The organism is Salinicola sp. CPA57 (assembly GCF_003206035.1).
Taxonomy (GTDB): Bacteria; Pseudomonadota; Gammaproteobacteria; order Pseudomonadales; family Halomonadaceae; genus Salinicola; species Salinicola socius.
Genome location: NZ_PZJR01000009.1, coordinates 13,912 through 34,235, shown reverse-complemented (window position 1 = coordinate 34,235; position 20,324 = coordinate 13,912). Strand labels below are relative to the sequence as shown.

Sequence of the window (20,324 nt, the reverse complement as noted above, 5' to 3'; positions counted from 1 at the left end):
TCTCCGAGCGCTCGCAGGAAGAACCTCTCAAGCTCGGGAGACGTACTCGCCGGAGCGTGTATCCACCTTCAGAATCTCGCCGCGGTTGATGAACAAGGGCACGCGCACCACAGCGCCCGAGGAGAGCGTCGCCGGCTTGGAGCCACCCTGGGCGGTGTCGCCCTTGAGGCCCGGATCGGTCTCGATCACTTCGAGCTCGAGGAAGTTGGGCGGTGACACGGAGATGGCGTTATCGTTCCAGAGCGTTACCGTGTAGACCGCCTGTTCCTTGAGCCACTTCTCGACATCGCCAATGGCCTTCTTGTCGACCGCATACTGCTCGAAGGAGCCATCGGTCTTCATGAAGTGCCACATGTCACCGTCGGTATAGACATATTCCATGTCCAGATCCATCACGTCGGCGCCTTCCAGCGACTCGCCGGACTTGAACGTGCGCTCCCAGACCCGGCCGGTGTTCAGGTTGCGCAACTTGACGCGACTGAAAGCCTGGCCTTTACCCGGCTTGACGAATTCGTTCTCGAGAATGTTGCACGGGTCGCCATCCAGCATGACTTTCAGGCCGCCCTTGAATTCGTTGGTAGAATAGTTCGCCATGATTCCTCACTAGTAACCGTTCGCGGGCCGTCCGCGACGAAAAACCCCATTTCCGCGCGATGCCTGACAGCATGCGCTCTGATGTCGAGTGGCCAGCATGATAACCCGAACCCCGATCGCTGTGCATTGCGAAGAGGCCGTCCCCGAAGCGCCGGGATTCGATACCCCGCCGGGCGACTGGCAGCAGCAACTGCGCGAGGTGATCCGCGACCCCGCCGCGCTCTGCCGTCACCTGGGACTGGATCCCGAGCGAGTGTCGGCGGCCACACGCGGCCATGAACTGTTCCCCGTGCGCGTGCCGCTGGCCTATCTCTCGCGTATTCGACGCGGTGACCCCGACGACCCTCTGCTGCGTCAGGTGCTACCCCTGCGCGCCGAGGGCCACGCCGTGCAGGGCTTCATCGACGATCCGCTGGAAGAGCGCGACCACACGCCGAAGCCGGGACTGATTCACAAGTATCCGGGGCGAGCACTGCTGATTGCCAGCCCCACCTGCGCGATCAATTGCCGCTACTGCTTCCGCCGGCACTTCCCTTACGCCGACAATGCCCCGTCGATGCGCGAATGGGATCGAACGCTGGATTATCTGCGCGAAGACACGTCGATCCAGGAAGCGATCCTCTCCGGCGGCGACCCTCTCGCCTCGCCGGACCGCCGATTGGCGGTACTCGTCGAACGGCTGGACGCGATCCCCCACCTCAAGCGGCTGCGCATTCACACTCGCCTGCCGGTGGTGATCCCGGATCGAGTCGACGACGCGCTGCTCGAATGGCTCGAGGGCACGCGGTTGCAGACAGTGGTCGTCCTGCACATCAATCATGCTCAGGAAATCGACGAGGCCGTGGTCACGGCGTGCGCGCGACTCAAGACCGCAGGTGTCACCCTGCTCAATCAGAGCGTGCTGCTACGTGGGGTCAACGACGACGCAAAGACACTGGCGGCGCTTTCAGAGCGCCTGTTCGAAGCGGGTATCCTGCCCTATTACCTGCACGTGCTCGACCCGGTATCGGGCGCCGCCCATTTCGACGTGCCCGACGCCGAGGCGCGCCGGTTGGTGGAGACATTGCGGCAGCGTCTCGCCGGTTTCCTGATGCCCCGGCTGGTGCGCGAAGTCCCCGGCGAGCAGAGCAAGACCCCGCTGTGACACTTGTTCGCCATCCAGCCCTCGCTCGGCTCCCCTCAGGTTGTCGTGTCAGACGCGCGGCTGCCGACCCGCATCCGACGATAGTCTCGCCAGCCGCGAAGGGTCAGATACGCCAACGGACCGGCGGAGCCAAAACAGAAGGTGATGACATAGAACACCAGCAGGTAACCGATACCATGACCACGCCGGCGCGCATCGAAGAACATCCAGGTCGCGATCATGAGCAGCGCCAGATAGACATCGAACACTACCAGCGCGGTGGTCGGCCGACGCATCAGATCACCGGCGAACTGGCCCAGCGTCTGATCACTGGTCGCTATCGCGAAGATGGTGTATCCCATGAAGACGATCAGCGTCACGAATGGCACGAGAAAACGCAGCATCGACAATCCCCTTTGATAGTTCGGTAAATGGGAGAGGGCACTCATCCCGTGAGTGGCAGCTTCACATGAACGCTCAACCCGCTGGCGACCGGCAGCGACGTCTCCTCGAGCCGAATGTCGCCTCCCAGTCTTTCGACCAGTTCCTGGACGATCGACAACCCGAGGCCCGACCCGCTGGTACGCTGCCCCGCCAGACGCACGAAGCGCTCGAAGACCCGCTCCCGTTCGGCGATCGGAATCCCCGGGCCGCTGTCGGCGATCTCGATCTGCAGCCTTCCCTCGACAGACGACATTTGCAAGCAGACCTCGCCCCCTTCCGGGGTGTAACGAAGCGCATTGTCCAGCAGATTGCGCAGCAGCACGTAAAGGCCGTTTTCATCGCTGAGAATGCTCGAAGCGGCCGGTATCTGCTGGGTGAACCGAATGTCTCGGCGATCGACCAGCGGCTGCATGTCCCGCAGCAACTCGCGACCCAGCCGGGTCAGATCCACTGTCTGGCGGTTCCGGCCCTCGCCACTTTCGAGGCGGGAAAGCGTCAGCAGCTGCTCGACGACGCGGGTCATTCGATCGACACCGTCGATGATCGAGCGGGCGCCGCGCTGGGAGCGCGCTTCGGTGGTATCACCCAACAGATTCTGGGCATGGACCTTGATCGCCGCCAGCGGCGTACGCAGCTCATGGGCGGCATTGGCGGTGAAGCGACGCTCCTTTTCCAGCGTTTCGGCCAGACGCCCGAACAGGCCATTGAGCGCGACGACCATGCCGCGAATTTCATCCGGCGCCTGACTGCCATCGATGGGCTCCAGATAGCTCGGCCGACGCGCGGTGATCTGGCGGCTGATTCGCAGCAGCGGGGAAAAGCCCCGTGCGACGACAAAGGGGATCACCAACGCAATCAGCAGAACGCCAATCACCGGCGGCATCAGATTGCGCAGTGCAATCTGCCAGGTCAGCTCGTCGCGCACGTCATCGCGCTGCGCGGCGCTGGCCCAGACGCCGTGAACCTCGTCATAAAGCGTGAACGTCCGCCAGTCGTGACCGCCACCTTCGGCCTGCGCATAGCCCGGCGCCGGAATCATCGTCTCCAGCACCCCTGGCGTTCTCATGCCCAGCAGGGCGTGGCCATCATCATCCCATATCTGAAACCCAAGCTTCTTTTCATAAGGGTGCCCCAATGGCGTCGGCGCATCGGTCGGGTTATCCGGCACCATGACCGGCTCGATCTGCAGATCGCGGATCATCTGCTCGGGGTCGCGGCCCTGGTCGCCGCGATACTCGAAGTAGAGCGCGATCATCGTCCGCGTGGTCTGGGCCAGTTCCGCATCGAACAGCTCGTTGATCTGGTCGCGCGTGTCGTGATAGCTCCATAGCGCCGCGATCGAGGTGATCAGCGTCACCGAAATCAGCAGAACGCGCCTGAGATAGCGACGGATCGAGATCAACCCGCCACTCCCAGCCGGTAGCCGACGTTCCGCACGGTCGTCACGACCTCGCTGCCGAACTTGCGCCGCAGATGATGGACGTGAACCTCGATGACGTTGCTCTCGACTTCAGCATCCCAGCCGTAAAGCACTTCGACCAGTTGGTCGCGGGTGAACACCTGTCCGGGGTGCGTCATCAGATACGCCAGCAGATCGTGCTCGCGACGCCCCAGCGCCACCACCGTCTGATCGAAGCGTATCTCGTGCGCTGCCGGATCCAGCGTCAGCCGGCCACAGCTGACCTGCGGCGAAGCCCGGCCCGCGCTGCGTCGTACCAGCGCCCGCAGGCGCGCCAGCAGTTCGCCGTTATCGAACGGTTTGATCAGATAGTCGTCGGCGCCACTGTCGAGCCCGCGAATCCGATTGACGACATCGTCTCGCGCCGTCAGCACCAGCACGGGTATTTGACTCTGCGCCTCTCGCAGCTGTTTCAACACCTCGAAGCCGTCGATGTCCGGCAGCCCCAGGTCCAGAATCAGGGCGTCGAAGGTGGAGCCTTCGAGCGCCTCGCAGACACCGCGGCCCTCCATGAGCCACTCAGGCACCATCTGCTCGCGCCGCAGCACGTCGACGACCCCTTCTCCCAGCAACGGATCGTCCTCAACCAGCATTACCCTCATGGCACTCTCTCTTGTGACACGCTCTCTTAAAGGTCGCCATCGTTCCTACGCTCGCCGGCGTTGGCGAAACTCGGCTTTCAAATTTTCTACCCTATCCATACCACGCCACTGCAGCGTTGGTTCCCGCTCCGCTGCCATGCCGTTGTCACGACCTGACCGGATAATGACGGCACGAATGGTGGCCTGAACCTCACGTCACTTTGCCGCTCACCGAGCCAATCATTAAACCAGTCACTAAGCCGATGTTAAGAATAGGCTGTCATAGTGGTGCTTCCGACAGGACGAGCAAAGTCGACACTTTGAAAACCAACGGGATTTCATGATGCTCGAACTACCCAAACTATCACTGGTCGTCACCGTCCACGATACCTTTCACCAGGTGGGTCGCGTCGTGGCCGAAGCGTCCAGCGCACTGCGGCACGCGGCGAAGCTGGAATTCATCGTCATCGACGATGCCTCGGGCGAGAACGACGAGGGGGAGCTGGCGCGGCTGGCCGCCGGCGACAATCGGATTCGGCTCTACCGTCAAGCCACGCCGATCGGCACCGACGCGGCATTCTGGCAGGCCGGCAATCTGGCGCGGGGCGTCTGGGTCGCCACGCTCGATGCCGAAGGCCGAGACGATCCTCACGATATTCCCGACATGCTCTGCCAGGCGCAGCATCAGGGTCTGGCACTGGTCGAAGGCATTCCTCTCGACCCTCGCTGTCGTTGGAAACGTGCCATTTTTCGCGGTGCCAGGAAGTTGGGGATCGAGCTGGCGGGTAGCGAGAGGGCTGGCCTGCGCCTGATTCGTCGCGACGTGCTGGTTGCCTTGCCATCCGTCGAAAGCCTGCATCGTTTCCTGCCGCTACTGATTCGACGCGGCGGCGGCCGCATCGGCAGTTATCGGGTCAATCTGCGTCAGGCGGCCCGGTCGTCCCGGTTCTCGCCCTGGTATCTTCCCGCCCGCCTCACGGCGCACGCCCGGGACTGGCTGGGCATGTGGTGGCTGTCCCGTCGCTGGCATGTGCAGCGCGTATCGAGCAAACGGCGTGTGCGCGGCTACGCTCGCTAGGTGCTCTCTGAAAAGTCGACGAGCGAAGGCAAGGCCGGGGCGCGTAGCCAAGGCAAAAATCGCCGAAGACGGACCGGGCTGGCGTACCAGTTTACGGGATGTAAATGAGCATCTTGACCGGGCTGGCGCACCAGCCGATTGTTAACGCCGCATGGGCAAGCGCAGTACTTTTCAGACAGTGCCTACACTTTGACTGACACCTCCACGACCTGTCTTACCGATAACGCCGGCCCCGATGCTCAAGCCACCCCCCGGCGCCAGAACCATCAGGGTCGTGGTGGGTCCAGTGAATGACCCCACCCTGGGCGTTCCAGACATACTCCCCTCGAAAGCGCAGACGGTCGCCGGGTTCGACGTTTTCGATGCGCGGCGCGAGATCGATGTTGTGCGCGATCAGCAGTGTCTGGCCAGTCTCCAGTGCAACGATGATTCGCTGATGACGACTGCCTTGTCGATCATCCGGCAGCACGCGAACGACTCGCCCGGCTGCCTCGATCCAGAATCCCTCTTCATGCGTATCGAAGGCGCGCTCCAGTCTTTCTGCGGCCTCTGCCTGCGTCACGGAATTCTGCGAGAAACCGGACACGCGTTGTGTCGAGGGTGAGCCACCCCCAACCTCCAGCCAGCCGCCCGCCAGTCTGGTGATGAGAGGGGCGACGACCACCAAGGCCAGCAGTGTCACCACGACCGGTCGACGTAGCGTCTTGATGAAGCGTTGTGACATTTCTTTCGTTACCGTGAAGGGATGTTCGCGAATCGTCGACCCGTTAAATCGGCGCCGCTTCCCTCGCATGATACGCCAGGCGCCGCGTGTGACCCACGTGAAGCACCCGCACTGACGGGGTCCATCCAGAATGGATCGCATTCGGGGACAGTGAGAGTCGAGAAGAGAGGCGGGTATTGGAGAAACGACGGGCAAAAAGAAGCCGGACCCAATTCAGGCCCGGCCTACGCTGTGCGCCCATCCTGGGCTACTAGGTCAGAGTACGATGCCTCGGTAGAGTTCCTCACAAATACAAAAAAACTCGCTCTCGTCACGCCTCCCCGGTTAGCCGTCACTTTCATCAAGCCCCTGGGCCCCGTGTTTCCAGAGCCCAATCAATGATCTAGGCGCAGCGCTCTCATCCAGCTCCCACTCCCTTTCGGGTCGCCCCGACGGGACCTGCAATGTCACCCGGAAGGATCGCCGGTCAGCGCCCTCCGAGCGCAAGCCCCCCCGCTGGCGATCGAGTTCCTCGAGCACCGTCTGCAACCGTAATCGCTGGTGCGCGCTCAACTCCCGGCAGTCGATCCGCCGCGGCGCCGCCAAACCCGGCGTGACCACGAACCCGCCCTCACGGGTGACCAGAATGACGCTGGTGGAATCGAGCTCGAACCTGCCGTTGTGGCTCATGACAGAACGCCCACCTGGATCCAGGCCTGATTGACGACCTGCATCACCTCGCTGTCGGCGCCGAAGCGCTTGGCTGCGCAATCGACCGTGAGTCGGGCGAACTGGGCGAAATCACCGTCACGCTCGAGACGTGGATCGGTGAGCGCATCGAACCAGACCGGCCCCGCCTTTTCCCAGGCGAAGCCGCCGAGGCCAGTTGCCGCAAGATAGAATGCGCGGTTGGGAATACCGGAATTGATGTGCACGCCCCCGTTGTCCGAGGAGGTGCGCACGAAATCGTCCATGTGACCCGGCTGGGGATCCTTGCCGAGCACCGGATCGTCGTAAGCGCTACCCGGATTGGCCATGGAGCGCAGGGCGAGACCGTTGACGCGATCGGTCAGCAGTCCTTCACCGATCAGCCAGTCGGCCTCCTCGACGTTCTGCTCGAAATGGTGCTGCTTGACCAGGGCGCCGAAGACATCCGCCAGCGACTCGTTGAGCGCGCCGGACTGATCGGCGTAGACGAGACCGGCCTCGCGTTCGATGACGCCGTGCGTCAATTCATGAGCAACGACGTCCAGCGCCACGGTGAACCGATTGAACAACTCCCCGTCCCCGTCACCGAAGACCATCTGGGCACCGTTCCAGAACGCGTTGTCGTAGTCTTCGCCGTAGTGAACGGTTCCGAGCAATGCCATCCCCTCGCCATCGATGGAATCACGCTGGAGGATCTGCCAATAGAAAAGATGGGTGGCGCCCAGCCACCGATACGCTTCATCGACGGCGATATCACCGCTATCCGGTTCGCCCTCTTCACGAACCAGATTGCCGGGCAGCGCCTCCTGATTACCCGCCGTATAGATGTAGCGCGCCACTTCTCCGGGTCGGCTGCTATCCGCGGGCCGCGCAGCCGGCGCAGACGCATTGCGCAACCGGAACTGGGCGTCGGCCTGCAGCGTCATGCGCGCGCATCGCTGTAGCCGCGCGCTGCCATGCGACATGATGCGCTCGAGAACATGGGGCGGCATGAATCTGGCGAAAGCCTCTCTGTCGCGACATGGAGCCATTCGATCGTCTCCTGCGATGCATTGGGGTCACGCTTAGTGTGGCTCAAACACTGCAATTTCGCCTTTCGTCAACGTGAGATGGACGAGGTCGCATCCAGGAAGCGCCAGGCCGCCTGCATCGCCGGCCACATGACGTTGCCGTGATTTGAGCCGACGAATGACTGGTGCTCGATGGTCCATTGGGGATGATGAGATTCCAGCCATCGTGCGAAGCAGGCGACGTTGTCGCACATCGCCGGCGAGGCGTCGCCTTGCCTGGCGGCATTCGTTGCGAATGCCGGCTTGCGCCCCCGTTCCTGGTTGCCTGCACCCAATAGCACCCGGGCGTTTACGTTACCCGAGACTGGCGGCAACTCGTACAGGAAGCCGTCTCCCCACCAGAGCGACGGGCTGATGGCGATGTAGTCGCTGAAGAGGTTGGGTCGGGTCAATGCGGTGTACAGCGCGAACAGGCCGCCGTAGGAGTGCCCGAGCAGCGCGCGTCGAGAAGCATCGACATCGAATCGTACGGCGACCTGCGGCAGCAGCTGATCCTGGAGAAAACTCTGAAAACGATCCGCGCCGCCGACCGGGCGGCCACGCGAGTCGATCGCCGGCATGCTCGATACGGCCGGCGTATAGTCTTCGCTGCGCGCACTGCTGTCGAAACGACGGGTATCGGGATAACCGATTCCTACGATCAGCCATGGGCTGGTGCCACCGTCGGGGCCTCGCAGCGTCAGGCTGTCGCGCCCTACCATCGCCAGCGGAAAGCGTGCATTGCCATCGAGGACGTAGAGCACCGGATAGCCTCCGGCCGGTGGCGGCGCATCGGGCAGGGAAACCTGAATGAGATAGTCGCGCCCGGTGGCCTCGCCATGCAGCTCCCATTGCTGCGTATCAGGCAACATGACGGGTTGTGTACCGGCGGGCCGTGTATCAGCGGGCTGCGTCGCAGAATCGGCGGTCATGGTTGGCTCCTGAGCGACGGCAGCGGGCAGAATGAAAACGGCCGCCCATGACAGGCAGCCGAAGATCCAAAGACGTAACGCATTAGAAGTCATAGCGCAGTGACGCAACCACATTGGACGGCGCCCCGTACATATTGAAAGTCCCCATCGACCCGACCCGCTCATAGTAAGTCTTGTCGAAGATATTATTGAAATTGAGCTGGCCTTTGAGGTTGGACGTGAAGTCGTAACCGACCATGGCATCCACTACCGCATAGCCCGGCGCCTCGATACTGATGGGCGCTCTTGCCGAGGTGGCCGTCTGAAAATCACTCAGTGCAGTGACCCCGCCGCCGATGTGGAAGCCATCGAGGATGCCACCTTCGAAGCCATACTGAGTCCACACATTGAGCTGATTCTTCGGCATCAGTACGAAGGCCGTATCCTCCGATCCCTCACTTCTGATATCGATATCGAGATAGGTATAACCAACGATAATGTCCCAGTTGGGCAAGGGAGTGCCCGTCAGTTCGAGCTCAGCGCCTTGTGTGCGTGTTTTACCCACGGAGGCGTAGACGCCGCTGACGGTTGCGCCGTTTTCCACTAACGGGGCGGCTCGATTATCGTCGTACAAGCGGAATGCAGATACACGTGCATTCAGGTCGCCATGGAAATAGCTGCCCTTGATCCCGATTTCATACTGTTTGCCTTCACGGGGTTCAAGCAGCTTGCCGTTGGCATCAGTGTAAGTCTGGGGATTGAAGACTTCGGAGTAGCTGGCATACAGCGAATGACGATCGTCAAGATCGAGTACGGCCCCCGCATAGGGCGTGAACTTGCTGTCATCGCTGCGGCTGGCAACGGCGTCATCATCAGTATGGTCAGTGACACGAGCCTGATAGGAGCTGACGCGACCACCGGCAATCAGCGCCAGCGGCTGGATCGGTCGGAAAGTCAGCTTGGAGTAGAGACCATACTCCTCGAGCGCCTCGCGATCGTCCGTGCTGACCGTACCCACGTCGGAGACATCGACGTAAGCGATGTCATTGATCTGGTCCAGAGTCGTGCTGCCCAGCACCGAGACGGCCTGAAAGGTCTCGGTCTCGTAACGCTTGTAGTCCGTTCCCACGACGAACTCGCTGACGTTGCCCAGGGCTGCGAATGGCTGACTGTAGCTGGCATCCATCGAGAGCGATTGCTGATCGACGTCGCCGCCAAGGCCTCGCGCCGTGAAAGTGCCATCCTCCGCAACACCCGTAATGCCGTAGGCATAATTGAAATCCGCATTACGGGTTGAATAGCGAGCGGCGATGCGACCGTAGCCACCATTGTCGAACCGGTGGGTCAACTCGGCGATGTAATCATTGCTCTGCATCTCGAAACTATTCCAATCCGCCCCGGCAAAGGTAGAACGGGTGACATCGAGCAGATTGCCATTGGCATCGGTCGGCAGCCCGTTGTTGGGTACCAGATCCCGATGCTGACGCAGATAGGCGAGCGACAGCAGGGTGTCCTCGTCGAGATCGATATCGAGCGCACCGTAGAAGGTCTGGTTGGTATTCTCGTTGTCGTCGACGTAGCCGTTGGTATCGTCGTTGCTGATCACCATGCGCCCGCGAACGCGACCAGTGGCATCGATCGGTCCCGAGATATCGGTCTCGAGATAGTTCTGGTCCCAGCTGCCGTAGCGACCGATCACGTGGCCCTGGAAATCCTCGGTCGGTCGCTTGCGCACCAGATTGATGATGCCGCCCATCTCGCTGGTGCTGTTGAACAATCCCGATGGCCCGCGCATGACCTCGACGCGGTCGAACGCAGCCAGATTGGGCACGGTGCCGACGATGCTGGCCATCGGCGCCGGCAGGCCATCGACGTTGTACTCGTCGTACTCGTAACCACGGGCGTAGATCGAAGAGCGGCCACTGTCGTTGGGCAGTACACGCATCCCCGGGGTCCGTCTGGCCATCTCATCGAGTGTGTCGAAGTTCTGCGCCTCGATCGCCTCGCGGGTCACCACACTGATCGACTGCGGAATGTCCCGCAGTGCGGCGGGCGTCTTGGTGCCCACCGTGGCCGCATCCACCGCATATCCGCCGGTCACTTCGGACGGCAGCATCTCGTAGAGGCGATTGCCTTTGACGGTCAGCGTCTTTAGAGCGGGATTGTCGGCCCTCTGGGTTTCCTGCGCCTGCAAAGAGGCCCAAGGTGCGGAAAGACTCAGACCAACAGCGACCGGTACGCAGTAGCGGAAGCAATGCGGATGGCGAATCATGGTGTCGTTCCTTGCTCATGCGCCCGTGGCCGCAGCGTGTCGAGCGCTTATGATAATGAGAATGAGTTGCAAACGAGATTGGCGACACGCATTATTTCAGAAGCGCCATCCGGCGACCTGTGCGAAACCCTCAAATACCTGTGCCTAGTATCCAAACGTGATCTCTTCTCATTCCACGACCCTCGACTCCCCTGAGGTGTTGGGCCACGACGCCTTGAAACGTCACGCCATTCATGTGAGCCGGCGCTACCGTGTCGATAGCGTCGCGGACGATAGGCTGCTCGAGGGTCGCTTTGGCGTCGATGTCATCGATGAAGGCATGACCCTACGCTACGCGGCGGTTCAAAATCGCCACGGAATGCGCAATCACGCCGAAATGACCCCTGGACTCAAGCTGATTCTGGTCATGGAGGGAGCCGTCGACGTGCGCTTCGGCGGGATGCGTCTGCCGATGGCGCCGGCAGCGCCGACCGCGCTACTGGTCAACCTGCGAGAAGAAACGGCGTTCGAGCGAGTGGCCGAAGCCGGGACACGAGAATCGAGCCTGACCCTGACTTTATCGCCGGACTGGCTGCAGGCAGTTCCGGAGACCGCGCGTCTGCTCGAGGAGCTTCCCCATCTGGCGCTACGCCAGTGGCAACCTGGCGCGGGCTTGCTGGCCATGGCTCGCTCATTGACGGTAGCGGCTGGCGTCGGACTGGCTGCACGTCTGCAGCGCGAGGGGCTGGCGTTGACGATGGCGGGAGAAGGCTTGGCGCCGCTGTTGCGACGGACCGACGAGAGCAGCATGGAAACGCGTCAACAGCGGCGATTGTGGGAATTCATCGACACGGGAAAGGGCGATATCGCAACGCTCACGGAGATAGCCAAGCACTTGGGCATGAGCGTGAGCACGTTGCAGCGACTCAGCCAAATCTGCTATGGCATGCCGCTGCAGCGTCATCTGCGAAAGCGGCGTCTGGACGCCGCAAACCGGGCGCTGCGGAACGATCAAATCAGCGTCAACGCCGCCGCGGAACTCGCGGGCTACAATGACGCCACCAATTTCGCCACCGCGTTCCGTCGCGTCTTTGGCATCACCCCCCGCCAAGCCAGAGAGCGTAGGCGTTAGCGCCCGGCATCGGTTATCGGGAACGAACCTTAGGCTGAGGCACGCGACGCGCTGCCGCTCAACGACAGACCGTATTCGCGAGGTTCGACCACGCCCTCCAACCGCCCCAGCTGATCAAGGCCGCGCTGCGCCAGCACCAAATCGAGACGCCGCTGACGGCTGTTGGCGTTGAGCACCATGTGGACCTGCGACGGCCGACCTTGCGCATCCAGACGTTGAACCCAGGCCAGGGCGCCACTGGCATACTTCACCAGCGAGCCCACCGGAATGACGCCGAACAGACGAACATAGCGTTGCGCCCAGACATTATCGAAAACGTCGGCGTGACCCAGCACATGACGGTAGGCATCGACCAGCGCCCAGGCCTCGCGATCCGCGCGCGCGCGCGTCAGCGCATCGATCACGTCGACCACCGCGACCATCCGGCCCAGATCGCCGATCGCCTCGGCGCGAAGCCCACGAGGGTAACCGCTGCCATCGAGTCGTTCATTGACCTGTTCCAGGACCGACGTGGAGATCTCCGGCGACAACCAGCGGCAGTCCGCCAGCCGCTCGCTGACCCGCTGGACATGTGCCGGCAGCAGCGCTCGCTGGGCCTCGCTCAGCGGCACTCGGCTCTCGAGCAGTGCCGCCGGTAGCGACGCCTTGCCGAGATCGTGCACGAGTGCGCTGGCAGCCATCGCCTTCAAAGTCTCGTTGTCATGACCTTGCCAGCGCGCCAGATCGACGGCACGGACTGCCACGGCCAGCGCATGCTGTACGCCGACCGGTTCGGATTCAAGATACCCCAGAGCATAGAGCAGCGACTCCCGACTTTGGGCCCCGAGCGAGACCAGCGTATCCGCGTGCCGAGACAGCAACGACGACGCCATCAAGCCACCATTCTGGAGCTGCAGGCTCTGCGCGTTGAGGTAATCGGCAATTTTCCGGAGCCGCCGGGCGATCGCGTTATCACTCCCCGTGGCGGGCGTTGCCGTGCTGGTTATCGAGCTGACCGGGTGCGGCCGGCGTCCCTGAGGCAGCAGGAACAGCAACGACGGTTCGAGCGGCTTGTCACTGGTCAGCGCGCTACGCGCGCCCTCGCGCTCGATCTCCTTGACGCAGTACCACAGCAATCGCTCGCTATCGATCGGCAGCTCATCGAACTCGAGGCCGACCAATGCCAGAGTCCAGTCGTCATTGGTGCGTATATGCCGGACGCGCCCCTTGAGTTCGAGCCGTTGCTGATTGGGAAAGCACAATTCGAGAGCGTCGATCGGCTGATCGGGCGTCAGCGAGACAGCGTCTACCAACCGCATGGCGAGCAGGCAGCCGCCCAGCGAGAGATTGCGGATCTCGGTGTCGACGGCAGGACCATTCGCGGTTGGCGTGAGCCGGCTCGTGACTCCCATTTCGGCGCGAAAGGGAGCCCGAAAAGTGCCACGTCGGTGAATGGTGCTGATGTACTCGGGATAGCTGCAGCGAAACTGTATTCGCCGGTCATCGGCCAGGCGTTCGATCACCGTCAACGGTGCGGTGCGAACCAGGGCTCCCATGACATGACCGATGAGATGAAACTGATCGCCCCGGGCGAGAGGCTCCTCGAGCGTCGGCACTGCCGATACATCGACGATCAACGCCTGATCGACAATGGCGTCATCCAGCAGTACCGGCCATGACGTGCTGCCCGCAGGCTTGAACTCGAGATTGACGCCGCCCTGCAGGCATAATGGCTCGAGCCATTCCCATATGGCTTTGGCGTGAAAGACATCCGTGGAAGCAGTGTCGGGCATGGAGATTCCGATAACGCATGGCGCAAGGCTGAAGTTAGACGCTAGGAAAATGAGCGGGTGACAAGGGGCTGAAATAAAATACCGGTTCACGACCCGGCACCCACCCCATGTAACTTTTCGTTATCGACCCGCACAAAGCGAACTTAACCCTTGTTGGCCTTCATTTCCATCCGTTCATCGCTGACGCCGGTCTGGTAGACATCCCCAGACCGATCCAGCCCGACGATCCAGCCCGCTATCTCTCACTCCCCTGCCGACAAGGCCGTCAGCTCCGCTTCCGAATACCCCAGCAAGTAGAGCAACCCGTCCAGACCGGTGACGGACACGGATTGCTGTGCCTCGCGACGAACCAGAGGCTTGGCATGAAAGGCGATGCCCATGCCAGCCGTCGACAGCATCTTGAGATCATTGGCGCCGTCGCCAACGGCTACGGTCTGGGCCAGCTGCCAACCTTCCCGTTCGGCGATCTGCCTGAGTATCGTTGCCTTGCGCTCGGCGTCGATGATCGGCGCCTGAACCTCACCGGTCACCTTGCCGTCGCGGATCACCAGTTCGTTGGCATGGACCTCGTCGAAGCCAAGCCGCTCCTGCAGATAGCGGGCGAAGTAGGTGAATCCGCCAGAGAGAATTGCCGTCCGGTAACCCAGTCGCTTGAGATAGCGCATCAATCGCTCGAGCCCCGGCATCAGCGACAGCGAATCGGCGATCTCCGCCAATACCGACTCATCCAGACCCTCGAGCTTGCTCATGCGCTCGCGGAAGCTCTGCTGGAAATCGAGCTCGCCGCGCATGGCGCGCTCGGTCACCGCCGCCACCTCGTCGTAGACGCCGTGACGTCGGGCCAATTCATCGATGACTTCCGCCTGGATCAGCGTCGAATCCATATCGAAGCAGATCAGCCGGCGATGACGCTGCCATAGATTCGCTGGCTGCAGGGCCACATCGACGTGGAAGCGTTCGCTCAGCGCGAGGATCTTCTCGCGCAGCGATGTCGAGTCGTGTACCGCGCCACTGAGCCGCCATTCGAGGCAGGCCCCGGCGTCAGTCGGCGAGACCACATCGAGCTGGCCCTTGGCGGAAAGCCGCTTTACCTGCTGGATGGTCAAGCCCTGTTCTGCCGTCAGCGCCCCGACTTCCGCCATCACCTCTGCAGACAGTGCAGGCGCCATCAAGGTCAGTATCCAGCGGGCATCCTTGTCGACGTCCGCCCACAGTGCCTCGCTTTCGGCGGCCACTTTCTCGACCCGGCAATCCAGCCCGAACACGTCGCCGGCAGTCGGCAGCAAGGCCCCGAGATCGTCTGCCGTCTCTACCAGCGCCTCCAGCGTCACTTCACCGAAAGCGACGTGCTGGCTCAAGTCCAGCAGACGACAATTGGCGCTGACCAGCGCCGTACCCAGTGCTGCCGTCTGACCGGGCCGTGCGGGTCCGGTGGCACGCACCACAAAACGTTGTGACATCATTTCCCCACGGGGCGCAGCGATGCGCCCTCTCTCTTTATCGATTGAGCCGGCAGCCATTCAGTGTCGATCAGCACTCGACCTCGAGCCGATCGACCTTCTGGAACCCACGTGCCAGCTTGCTGCCACGGCGACCGCGTTCACCGGTGTAGTACTCGAGATCCGCCGTCTTCAGCGTCTGTTTGCGCTTGCCGGCATGCACGACCAGCGATGCGCCTTCCGGCAGCAGCACCAGATCGCGGACGAACTCTTCCCGGCTTGCGGCCTTGGCCCCCGGAATGTCGATCATCTTGTTGCCCTTGCCTTTCGACATCTCGGGTAACTGCGACAGCGCGAAAACCAACAGACGCCCTTCGTTGGAAACCGCCGCCACCCGCACGCCGTCACCCGTCGGTATCGCCTTGGGTGGCAGCACGTTACATCCCTTGGGTACCGAGAGCACCGACTTGCCGGCCTTGTTCTTGCCGAGCAGATCTTCGAGCCTGGCAACGAAGCCATAGCCGCCATCGGAGGCCAGCAGATAGTGCGCGCTGGGCACGTCGAGCATCAGCCCGACCATGCTCGAGCCGGCCGGCGGATTGATTCTCCCGGTCACCGGCTCACCCTGGCCGCGTGCCGAAGGCAGGTTGTGGGCAGTCAGCGTATAGCTGCGACCGCTATCGTCGAGCAGCACCAGCGGCTGATTGGTCTTGCCGCGCGCCGCCAACTGGAAGCTGTCACCCGCCTTGTAGGAGAGCCCGGCGGGGTCGATGTCGTGACCGCGCGCCGCGCGAATCCAGCCCTTCTCGGACAGCACCACTGTGACCGGATCGGCGCCCACCAGTTCGACCTCTGAGAGGGCCCTGGCTTCGCTGCGTTCGACCAGCGGCGAGCGGCGGGGATCGCCGTAGGCCTCGGCCGCTTCCCGCAGCTCCTTCTCGACCAGGTCGGTCATCGCCGCCTCGGAACCCAGCAGCTTGTTGAGACGTTTGCGTTCGGCCTCGAGCTCGTCCTGCTCGCCGCGAATCCTCATCTCCTCGAGCTTGGCGAGATGGCGCAGCCGCAGCTCCAGAATCGCTTCCGCCTGCCGCTCGGTGATACCGAACGCGCTCATCAGCGCCGGCTTGGGCTCGTCCTCCTCGCGGATGATGCGGATCACTTCATCGATGTTCAGATAGGCGATCAGCAACCCTTCGAGCAGATGCAGACGATCCTCGACCTTGCCGAGACGATGCTCCAGGCGTCGACGCACGGTGGTGCGGCGGAACGTCAGCCACTCACCGAGCATGTCGTTCAGCGCCAGCACTCGCGGCCGGCCATCGAGCGCGATCACGTTGAGATTGACGCGGACGCTCTTCTCGAGATCGGTGGTGGCGAACAGGTGCGCCATCAGTCCATCGGCGTCGATTCGGTTGGAGCGCGGCTCGATCACCAGCCGCGTCGGCGTCTCGTGGGTCGACTCGTCACGCAGGTCCGCGACCATCGGCAGCTTCTTGGCCTGCATCTGGGCCGCGATCTGTTCGAGCACCTTGGCTCCGCTGACCTGATACGGCACCGCGGTGATCACGATATTGCTGTCTTCGCGCTCGTAGCGCGCGCGCAGCTTGACCGAACCGCGACCGGTCTCGTAGAGCTTGCGCAGATCGGCCGGCGGCGAAATGATTTCGGCGTCGGTGGGAAAATCCGGCGCCGGCAGGTACTGCATCAGATCCGCGACGCTGGCGTCGGGATGGCGCAACAGATGGCAGGTGGCTTCGACCACTTCCACCACATTGTGGGGCGGAATATCGGTGGCCATGCCGACGGCGATACCGGTGCCGCCGTTGAGCAGCACGTGCGGCAGCCGCGACGGCAGCACCGCCGGCTCGTTCATGGTGCCATCGAAGTTGGGCGTCCAGTCGACAGTGCCCTGCCCCAGCTCCGCCAGCAGCGTCTCGGAGAACCGTGACAGCCGCGCCTCGGTATAGCGCATCGCCGCGAACGACTTGGGATCGTCCGGGCTACCCCAGTTGCCCTGACCGTCGACCAGCGGATAGCGATAGCTGAACGGCTGCGCCATCAGCACCATCGCTTCGTAGCAGGCGCTGTCGCCATGGGGATGGAACTTGCCCAGCACGTCGCCGACGGTACGCGCCGACTTCTTGTACTTGGCGTTGGCGGTCAACGCCAGTTCGCGCATGGCATAGACGATGCGTCGCTGAACCGGCTTCATGCCGTCGCCGATATGCGGCAACGCGCGGTCGAGAATCACGTACATCGAATAATCGAGATACGCCTTCTCGGTGTACTCCTTGAGCGAAAGGCGTTCGACGTCGCCCTCCGCCACCTGAATATCCATGGTCATTTCAAACCTCGATGTCGGCCATGTTGCCGTAATCTTCCAGCCAGCTCTTTCTGTCGCCCGCCCGCTTGCGCGCCAGCAGCATGTCCATCATTTCCAGCGTGCCGTCGTCGCGCTCACGGGTCAGCTGGACCAGTCGTCGCGTATCCGTGGCCATGGTGGTCTCGCGCAGCTGTAGCGGACTCATCTCGCCCAAACCCTTGAAGCGCTGAACGTTGGGTGTTCCCCGCTTGCCTTCGAGACGTTTCAGCGTTGCCGCCTTTTCGCTTTCGTCGAGCGCGTAGAAGACCTCCTTGCCCAGGTCGATGCGGTAGAGCGGCGGCATGGCGACGAAAGCGTGGCCGGCATCGACCAGCGCCGGAAAATGTCGCACGAACAGCGCGCACAGCAGCGTGGCGATGTGCAGACCGTCGGAATCGGCATCGGCGAGAATGCAGACCTTGTGGTAGCGCAGCTTGGAGAGATCGTCGCTGCCCGGATCGAGGCCGATTGCCACGGCGATGTCGTGGACTTCCTGCGAGCTGTAGATGTCGGCGGATTCGACTTCCCAGGTGTTGAGAATCTTGCCGCGCAGCGGCAGGATCGCCTGCGTCTCGCGATTGCGCGCCTGCTTGGCACTGCCCCCGGCGGAGTCACCCTCGACCAGAAACAGTTCGCTCGAGACGGGATCCTGGCCGGAGCAGTCGGCCAGCTTGCCGGGCAAGGCGGGCCCTGAAGTGATCTTCTTGCGCGCCACCTTCTTGGCGCTCTTCTGGCGTCGCTGGGCGGCGTTGATCACCAGCTCGGCCAACTGCTCGGCCTGGTCGACATGGTGGTTGAGCCACAGCGAGAAGGCATCCTTGACCACGCCGGAGACGAAACCCGCCACCGTGCGTGACGACAGCCGCTCCTTGGTCTGACCAGCGAACTGCGGATCGAGCATCTTGATCGAGAGGACGAACGACACCTTCTCCCACAGATCCTCCGGTGACAGCTTGACGCCCCGCGGCAGCAGACTGCGATACTCGCAGAACTCGCGTACCGCCTCGAGCAGACCGCTGCGAAAGCCGTTGACGTGAGTGCCCCCGAGTGGCGTCGGGATCAGGTTGACGTAGGACTCGAGCACCGGCTCGCCGCCTTCCGGCAACCACTGAATGGCCCAGTCGACGCCCTGTTCCTCATCCTCGAAATGGCCCGTGAACGGTGATGCCGGCAGCACTTCGAAACCATCGATCGCCTGAGCCAGGTAATCGCGCAGACCATCTTCGTACTGCCAGACGCTTTCCGCGCCGTCGGTTTCCTTGAGCACCACCTTGAGGCCGGGACAGAGCACCGCCTTGGCGCGCATCAAGTGTTTCAGCTTCGGCAGTGACAGCCTGGGGCTGTCGAAGTACTCCACTTCCGGCCAGAACCGCACGACGGTGCCGGTAGCACGTTTGGCGCAACTGCCGATGACCGAGAGCTCCTCGACCTTCTCGCCCTTCTCGAACGCGATACCGTAGCGATTGCCCTCGCGGCACACTTCGACCTCGAGGCGGGTCGACAGCGCGTTGACCACCGATACGCCAACCCCGTGCAGACCACCGGAAAACCGATAGCTCGACTGGGAGAATTTGCCGCCGGCGTGCAGTCGCGTGAGGATCAGTTCCACCCCGGTCACGCCGTGCTCGGGATGCACGTCGATCGGCATGCCGCGGCCGTCGTCGGAAACCTCGATCCCGCCGTCGTCGAGCAGCACGACGCGAATCTCGTTGGCGTGTCCTGCCAGCGCTTCATCGACGCTATTGTCGATGACTTCCTGCACCAGATGGTTGGGACGGGTCGTGTCGGTGTACATTCCCGGCCGCTTGCGGACCGGATCGAGGCCGGAAAGTACCTCGATGGAACTGGCACTGTATTGCGTCATGCAGGGTCTCGCCGTGGTTACAGGGTCAAAGTTGCATGGTCAAAGTCGCAGGGTCGAGATCGCTACGTCGTCGCATGAGACAAGACCCGACATCGCGACATCTCCACCGCGTGCAGAATGGGTTCCGATGATACACTTTACTGGTCAAATCTACAGTATCGCTTCGCCACCCGACGTCGCCGCGATGACGTCAAGGCAACACGAGCGACGCGGGAACCCGCCAGCCACCGTGCGCAAAAAGCGTCGGCAGATACTCGGGCAGAACATCGAAACCGTGATCGCCACCAGGGTGGATCAGCATGCGGCTGCCCGCGTAGGCTCGCAGCGCGTCGCGACAGTCCAGCGTTTCGTCCGCGCTGCCGAGCAGCAGCAGATAGCGTGACGGATACACGATGCGGTCCCATTGCAGCGCGGCCAATTGATCGAAATAACTGTTGTCGATCGTGAAATGCTCGCCGGAAGCGTCGTTGAGCAACGTTTGCCCCAGATATTGCCCCACGAAGCGGGATGGCTGGACCGCCGGATTGATCAATACGGCACGAAGGCCATGGCGTTCCGCCAGCAGCGTGGCCAGAAAGCCGCCCATGGAGCTGCCCACCAGTAGCGTCTCTTCCCGCCCCAGCGTTTCGAGTGCCGCTTCGGCTTGCTGATACGCCACGTCTGGACGATACGACAGATCCGGCGTCAGGCACGTGAACGGCCGCCCCTCATGTCGGGCCAGCGTCTCGCAGGCCGCCTTGACCAGGCGCGCCTTGGGGGAGGCGCTGCTGCTGTTGAAACCGTGCAGATACAGCAGCGCCCTGGCGGGCCGGAGAGACGCCGGCTCGTTCAACATTGCCGCCTCCCGATACCCC

Annotated in this window: 17 protein-coding genes; 3 read left to right on the top strand and 14 right to left on the bottom strand. The window is 62.4% G+C overall.

Annotated features, from left to right (window positions below; genetic code table 11):
• Positions 1 to 27 precede the first annotated feature (27 nt).
• Positions 28 to 594: an elongation factor P gene (efp, locus tag DOM36_RS10070; RefSeq protein WP_075569986.1), complete on the bottom strand. Its 567-nt coding sequence runs from the start codon at positions 592 to 594 to the stop codon at positions 28 to 30.
• Between the two features lie 97 nt (positions 595 to 691).
• Between efp and epmB the strand changes: the two genes are divergently transcribed.
• Complete coding sequence (gene epmB / locus DOM36_RS10065) at positions 692 to 1,738, top strand: EF-P beta-lysylation protein EpmB (protein ID WP_083941736.1); 1,047 nt, start codon at positions 692 to 694, stop codon at positions 1,736 to 1,738.
• A 35-nt stretch (positions 1,739 to 1,773) separates the two neighbouring features.
• On the opposite strand, the gene DOM36_RS10060 is transcribed toward epmB, so the two are convergent.
• From DOM36_RS10060 to DOM36_RS10050, 3 genes are read right to left on the bottom strand one after another with little or no spacing between them, the layout of a single operon-like run.
• Positions 1,774 to 2,121 carry a DUF2834 domain-containing protein gene (locus tag DOM36_RS10060; protein WP_110643021.1) on the bottom strand — a complete coding sequence of 116 codons (348 nt, stop codon included), beginning with the start codon at positions 2,119 to 2,121 and terminating at the stop codon, positions 1,774 to 1,776.
• 41 nt (positions 2,122 to 2,162) lie between these two features.
• A complete protein-coding gene (locus tag DOM36_RS10055; RefSeq protein ID WP_110643020.1) occupies positions 2,163 to 3,563 on the bottom strand; it encodes an ATP-binding protein in 1,401 nt (466 codons plus the stop codon).
• The gene (locus DOM36_RS10050) at positions 3,560 to 4,222 is read right to left on the bottom strand and encodes a response regulator transcription factor (RefSeq protein WP_075569989.1); all 663 of its coding nucleotides are present in this window, start codon (positions 4,220 to 4,222) and stop codon (positions 3,560 to 3,562) included. Before DOM36_RS10050 ends, DOM36_RS10055 begins: the two co-directional genes overlap by 4 nt.
• A gap of 322 nt (positions 4,223 to 4,544) precedes the next feature.
• Here DOM36_RS10050 and DOM36_RS10045 point away from each other — a divergent pair, with 322 nt between their 5' ends.
• A complete protein-coding gene (locus tag DOM36_RS10045) occupies positions 4,545 to 5,279 on the top strand; it encodes a glycosyltransferase (protein WP_075569990.1) in 735 nt (244 codons plus the stop codon).
• A gap of 214 nt (positions 5,280 to 5,493) precedes the next feature.
• Here DOM36_RS10045 and DOM36_RS10040 read toward each other — a convergent pair whose 3' ends face one another.
• From DOM36_RS10040 to DOM36_RS10020, 5 genes are all read right to left on the bottom strand, one after another.
• Entirely contained in the window at positions 5,494 to 6,003 is a 510-nt protein-coding gene (locus DOM36_RS10040) for a DUF3465 domain-containing protein (protein WP_110643019.1), read from the bottom strand.
• A gap of 324 nt (positions 6,004 to 6,327) precedes the next feature.
• Positions 6,328 to 6,672, bottom strand: a complete 345-nt coding sequence (locus DOM36_RS10035; RefSeq protein WP_110643018.1) for a protealysin inhibitor emfourin — start codon at positions 6,670 to 6,672, stop codon at positions 6,328 to 6,330.
• Positions 6,669 to 7,721 carry a M4 family metallopeptidase gene (locus tag DOM36_RS10030; RefSeq protein WP_075569993.1) on the bottom strand — a complete coding sequence of 351 codons (1,053 nt, stop codon included), beginning with the start codon at positions 7,719 to 7,721 and terminating at the stop codon, positions 6,669 to 6,671. Before DOM36_RS10030 ends, DOM36_RS10035 begins: the two co-directional genes overlap by 4 nt.
• Before the next feature lie 68 nt (positions 7,722 to 7,789).
• A complete protein-coding gene (locus tag DOM36_RS10025) occupies positions 7,790 to 8,671 on the bottom strand; it encodes an alpha/beta hydrolase-fold protein (RefSeq protein ID WP_157958620.1) in 882 nt (293 codons plus the stop codon).
• A gap of 82 nt (positions 8,672 to 8,753) precedes the next feature.
• The gene (locus DOM36_RS10020; RefSeq protein ID WP_110643016.1) at positions 8,754 to 10,922 is read right to left on the bottom strand and encodes a TonB-dependent siderophore receptor; all 2,169 of its coding nucleotides are present in this window, start codon (positions 10,920 to 10,922) and stop codon (positions 8,754 to 8,756) included.
• Positions 10,923 to 11,079: 157 nt separating this feature from the next.
• Here DOM36_RS10020 and DOM36_RS10015 point away from each other — a divergent pair, with 157 nt between their 5' ends.
• The gene (locus DOM36_RS10015) at positions 11,080 to 12,033 is read left to right on the top strand and encodes a helix-turn-helix transcriptional regulator (RefSeq protein WP_157958619.1); all 954 of its coding nucleotides are present in this window, start codon (positions 11,080 to 11,082) and stop codon (positions 12,031 to 12,033) included.
• Between the two features lie 29 nt (positions 12,034 to 12,062).
• Here DOM36_RS10015 and DOM36_RS10010 read toward each other — a convergent pair whose 3' ends face one another.
• The 5 genes from DOM36_RS10010 to DOM36_RS09990 all read right to left on the bottom strand — a co-directional run bounded on the left by DOM36_RS10010 (position 12,063) and on the right by DOM36_RS09990 (position 20,305).
• The gene (locus tag DOM36_RS10010) at positions 12,063 to 13,805 is read right to left on the bottom strand and encodes an HD domain-containing phosphohydrolase (protein WP_110643014.1); all 1,743 of its coding nucleotides are present in this window, start codon (positions 13,803 to 13,805) and stop codon (positions 12,063 to 12,065) included.
• A gap of 242 nt (positions 13,806 to 14,047) precedes the next feature.
• Positions 14,048 to 15,265, bottom strand: a complete 1,218-nt coding sequence (serB, locus tag DOM36_RS10005; RefSeq protein ID WP_075570024.1) for a phosphoserine phosphatase SerB — start codon at positions 15,263 to 15,265, stop codon at positions 14,048 to 14,050.
• A 70-nt stretch (positions 15,266 to 15,335) separates the two neighbouring features.
• Positions 15,336 to 17,588, bottom strand: a complete 2,253-nt coding sequence (gene parC / locus DOM36_RS10000; protein ID WP_110643013.1) for a DNA topoisomerase IV subunit A — start codon at positions 17,586 to 17,588, stop codon at positions 15,336 to 15,338.
• A gap of 1 nt (position 17,589) precedes the next feature.
• Positions 17,590 to 19,470, bottom strand: a complete 1,881-nt coding sequence (parE, locus tag DOM36_RS09995) for a DNA topoisomerase IV subunit B (protein WP_075569999.1) — start codon at positions 19,468 to 19,470, stop codon at positions 17,590 to 17,592.
• A 190-nt stretch (positions 19,471 to 19,660) separates the two neighbouring features.
• Positions 19,661 to 20,305, bottom strand: a complete 645-nt coding sequence (locus tag DOM36_RS09990) for a YqiA/YcfP family alpha/beta fold hydrolase (RefSeq protein ID WP_110643012.1) — start codon at positions 20,303 to 20,305, stop codon at positions 19,661 to 19,663.
• Positions 20,306 to 20,324 lie beyond the last annotated feature (19 nt).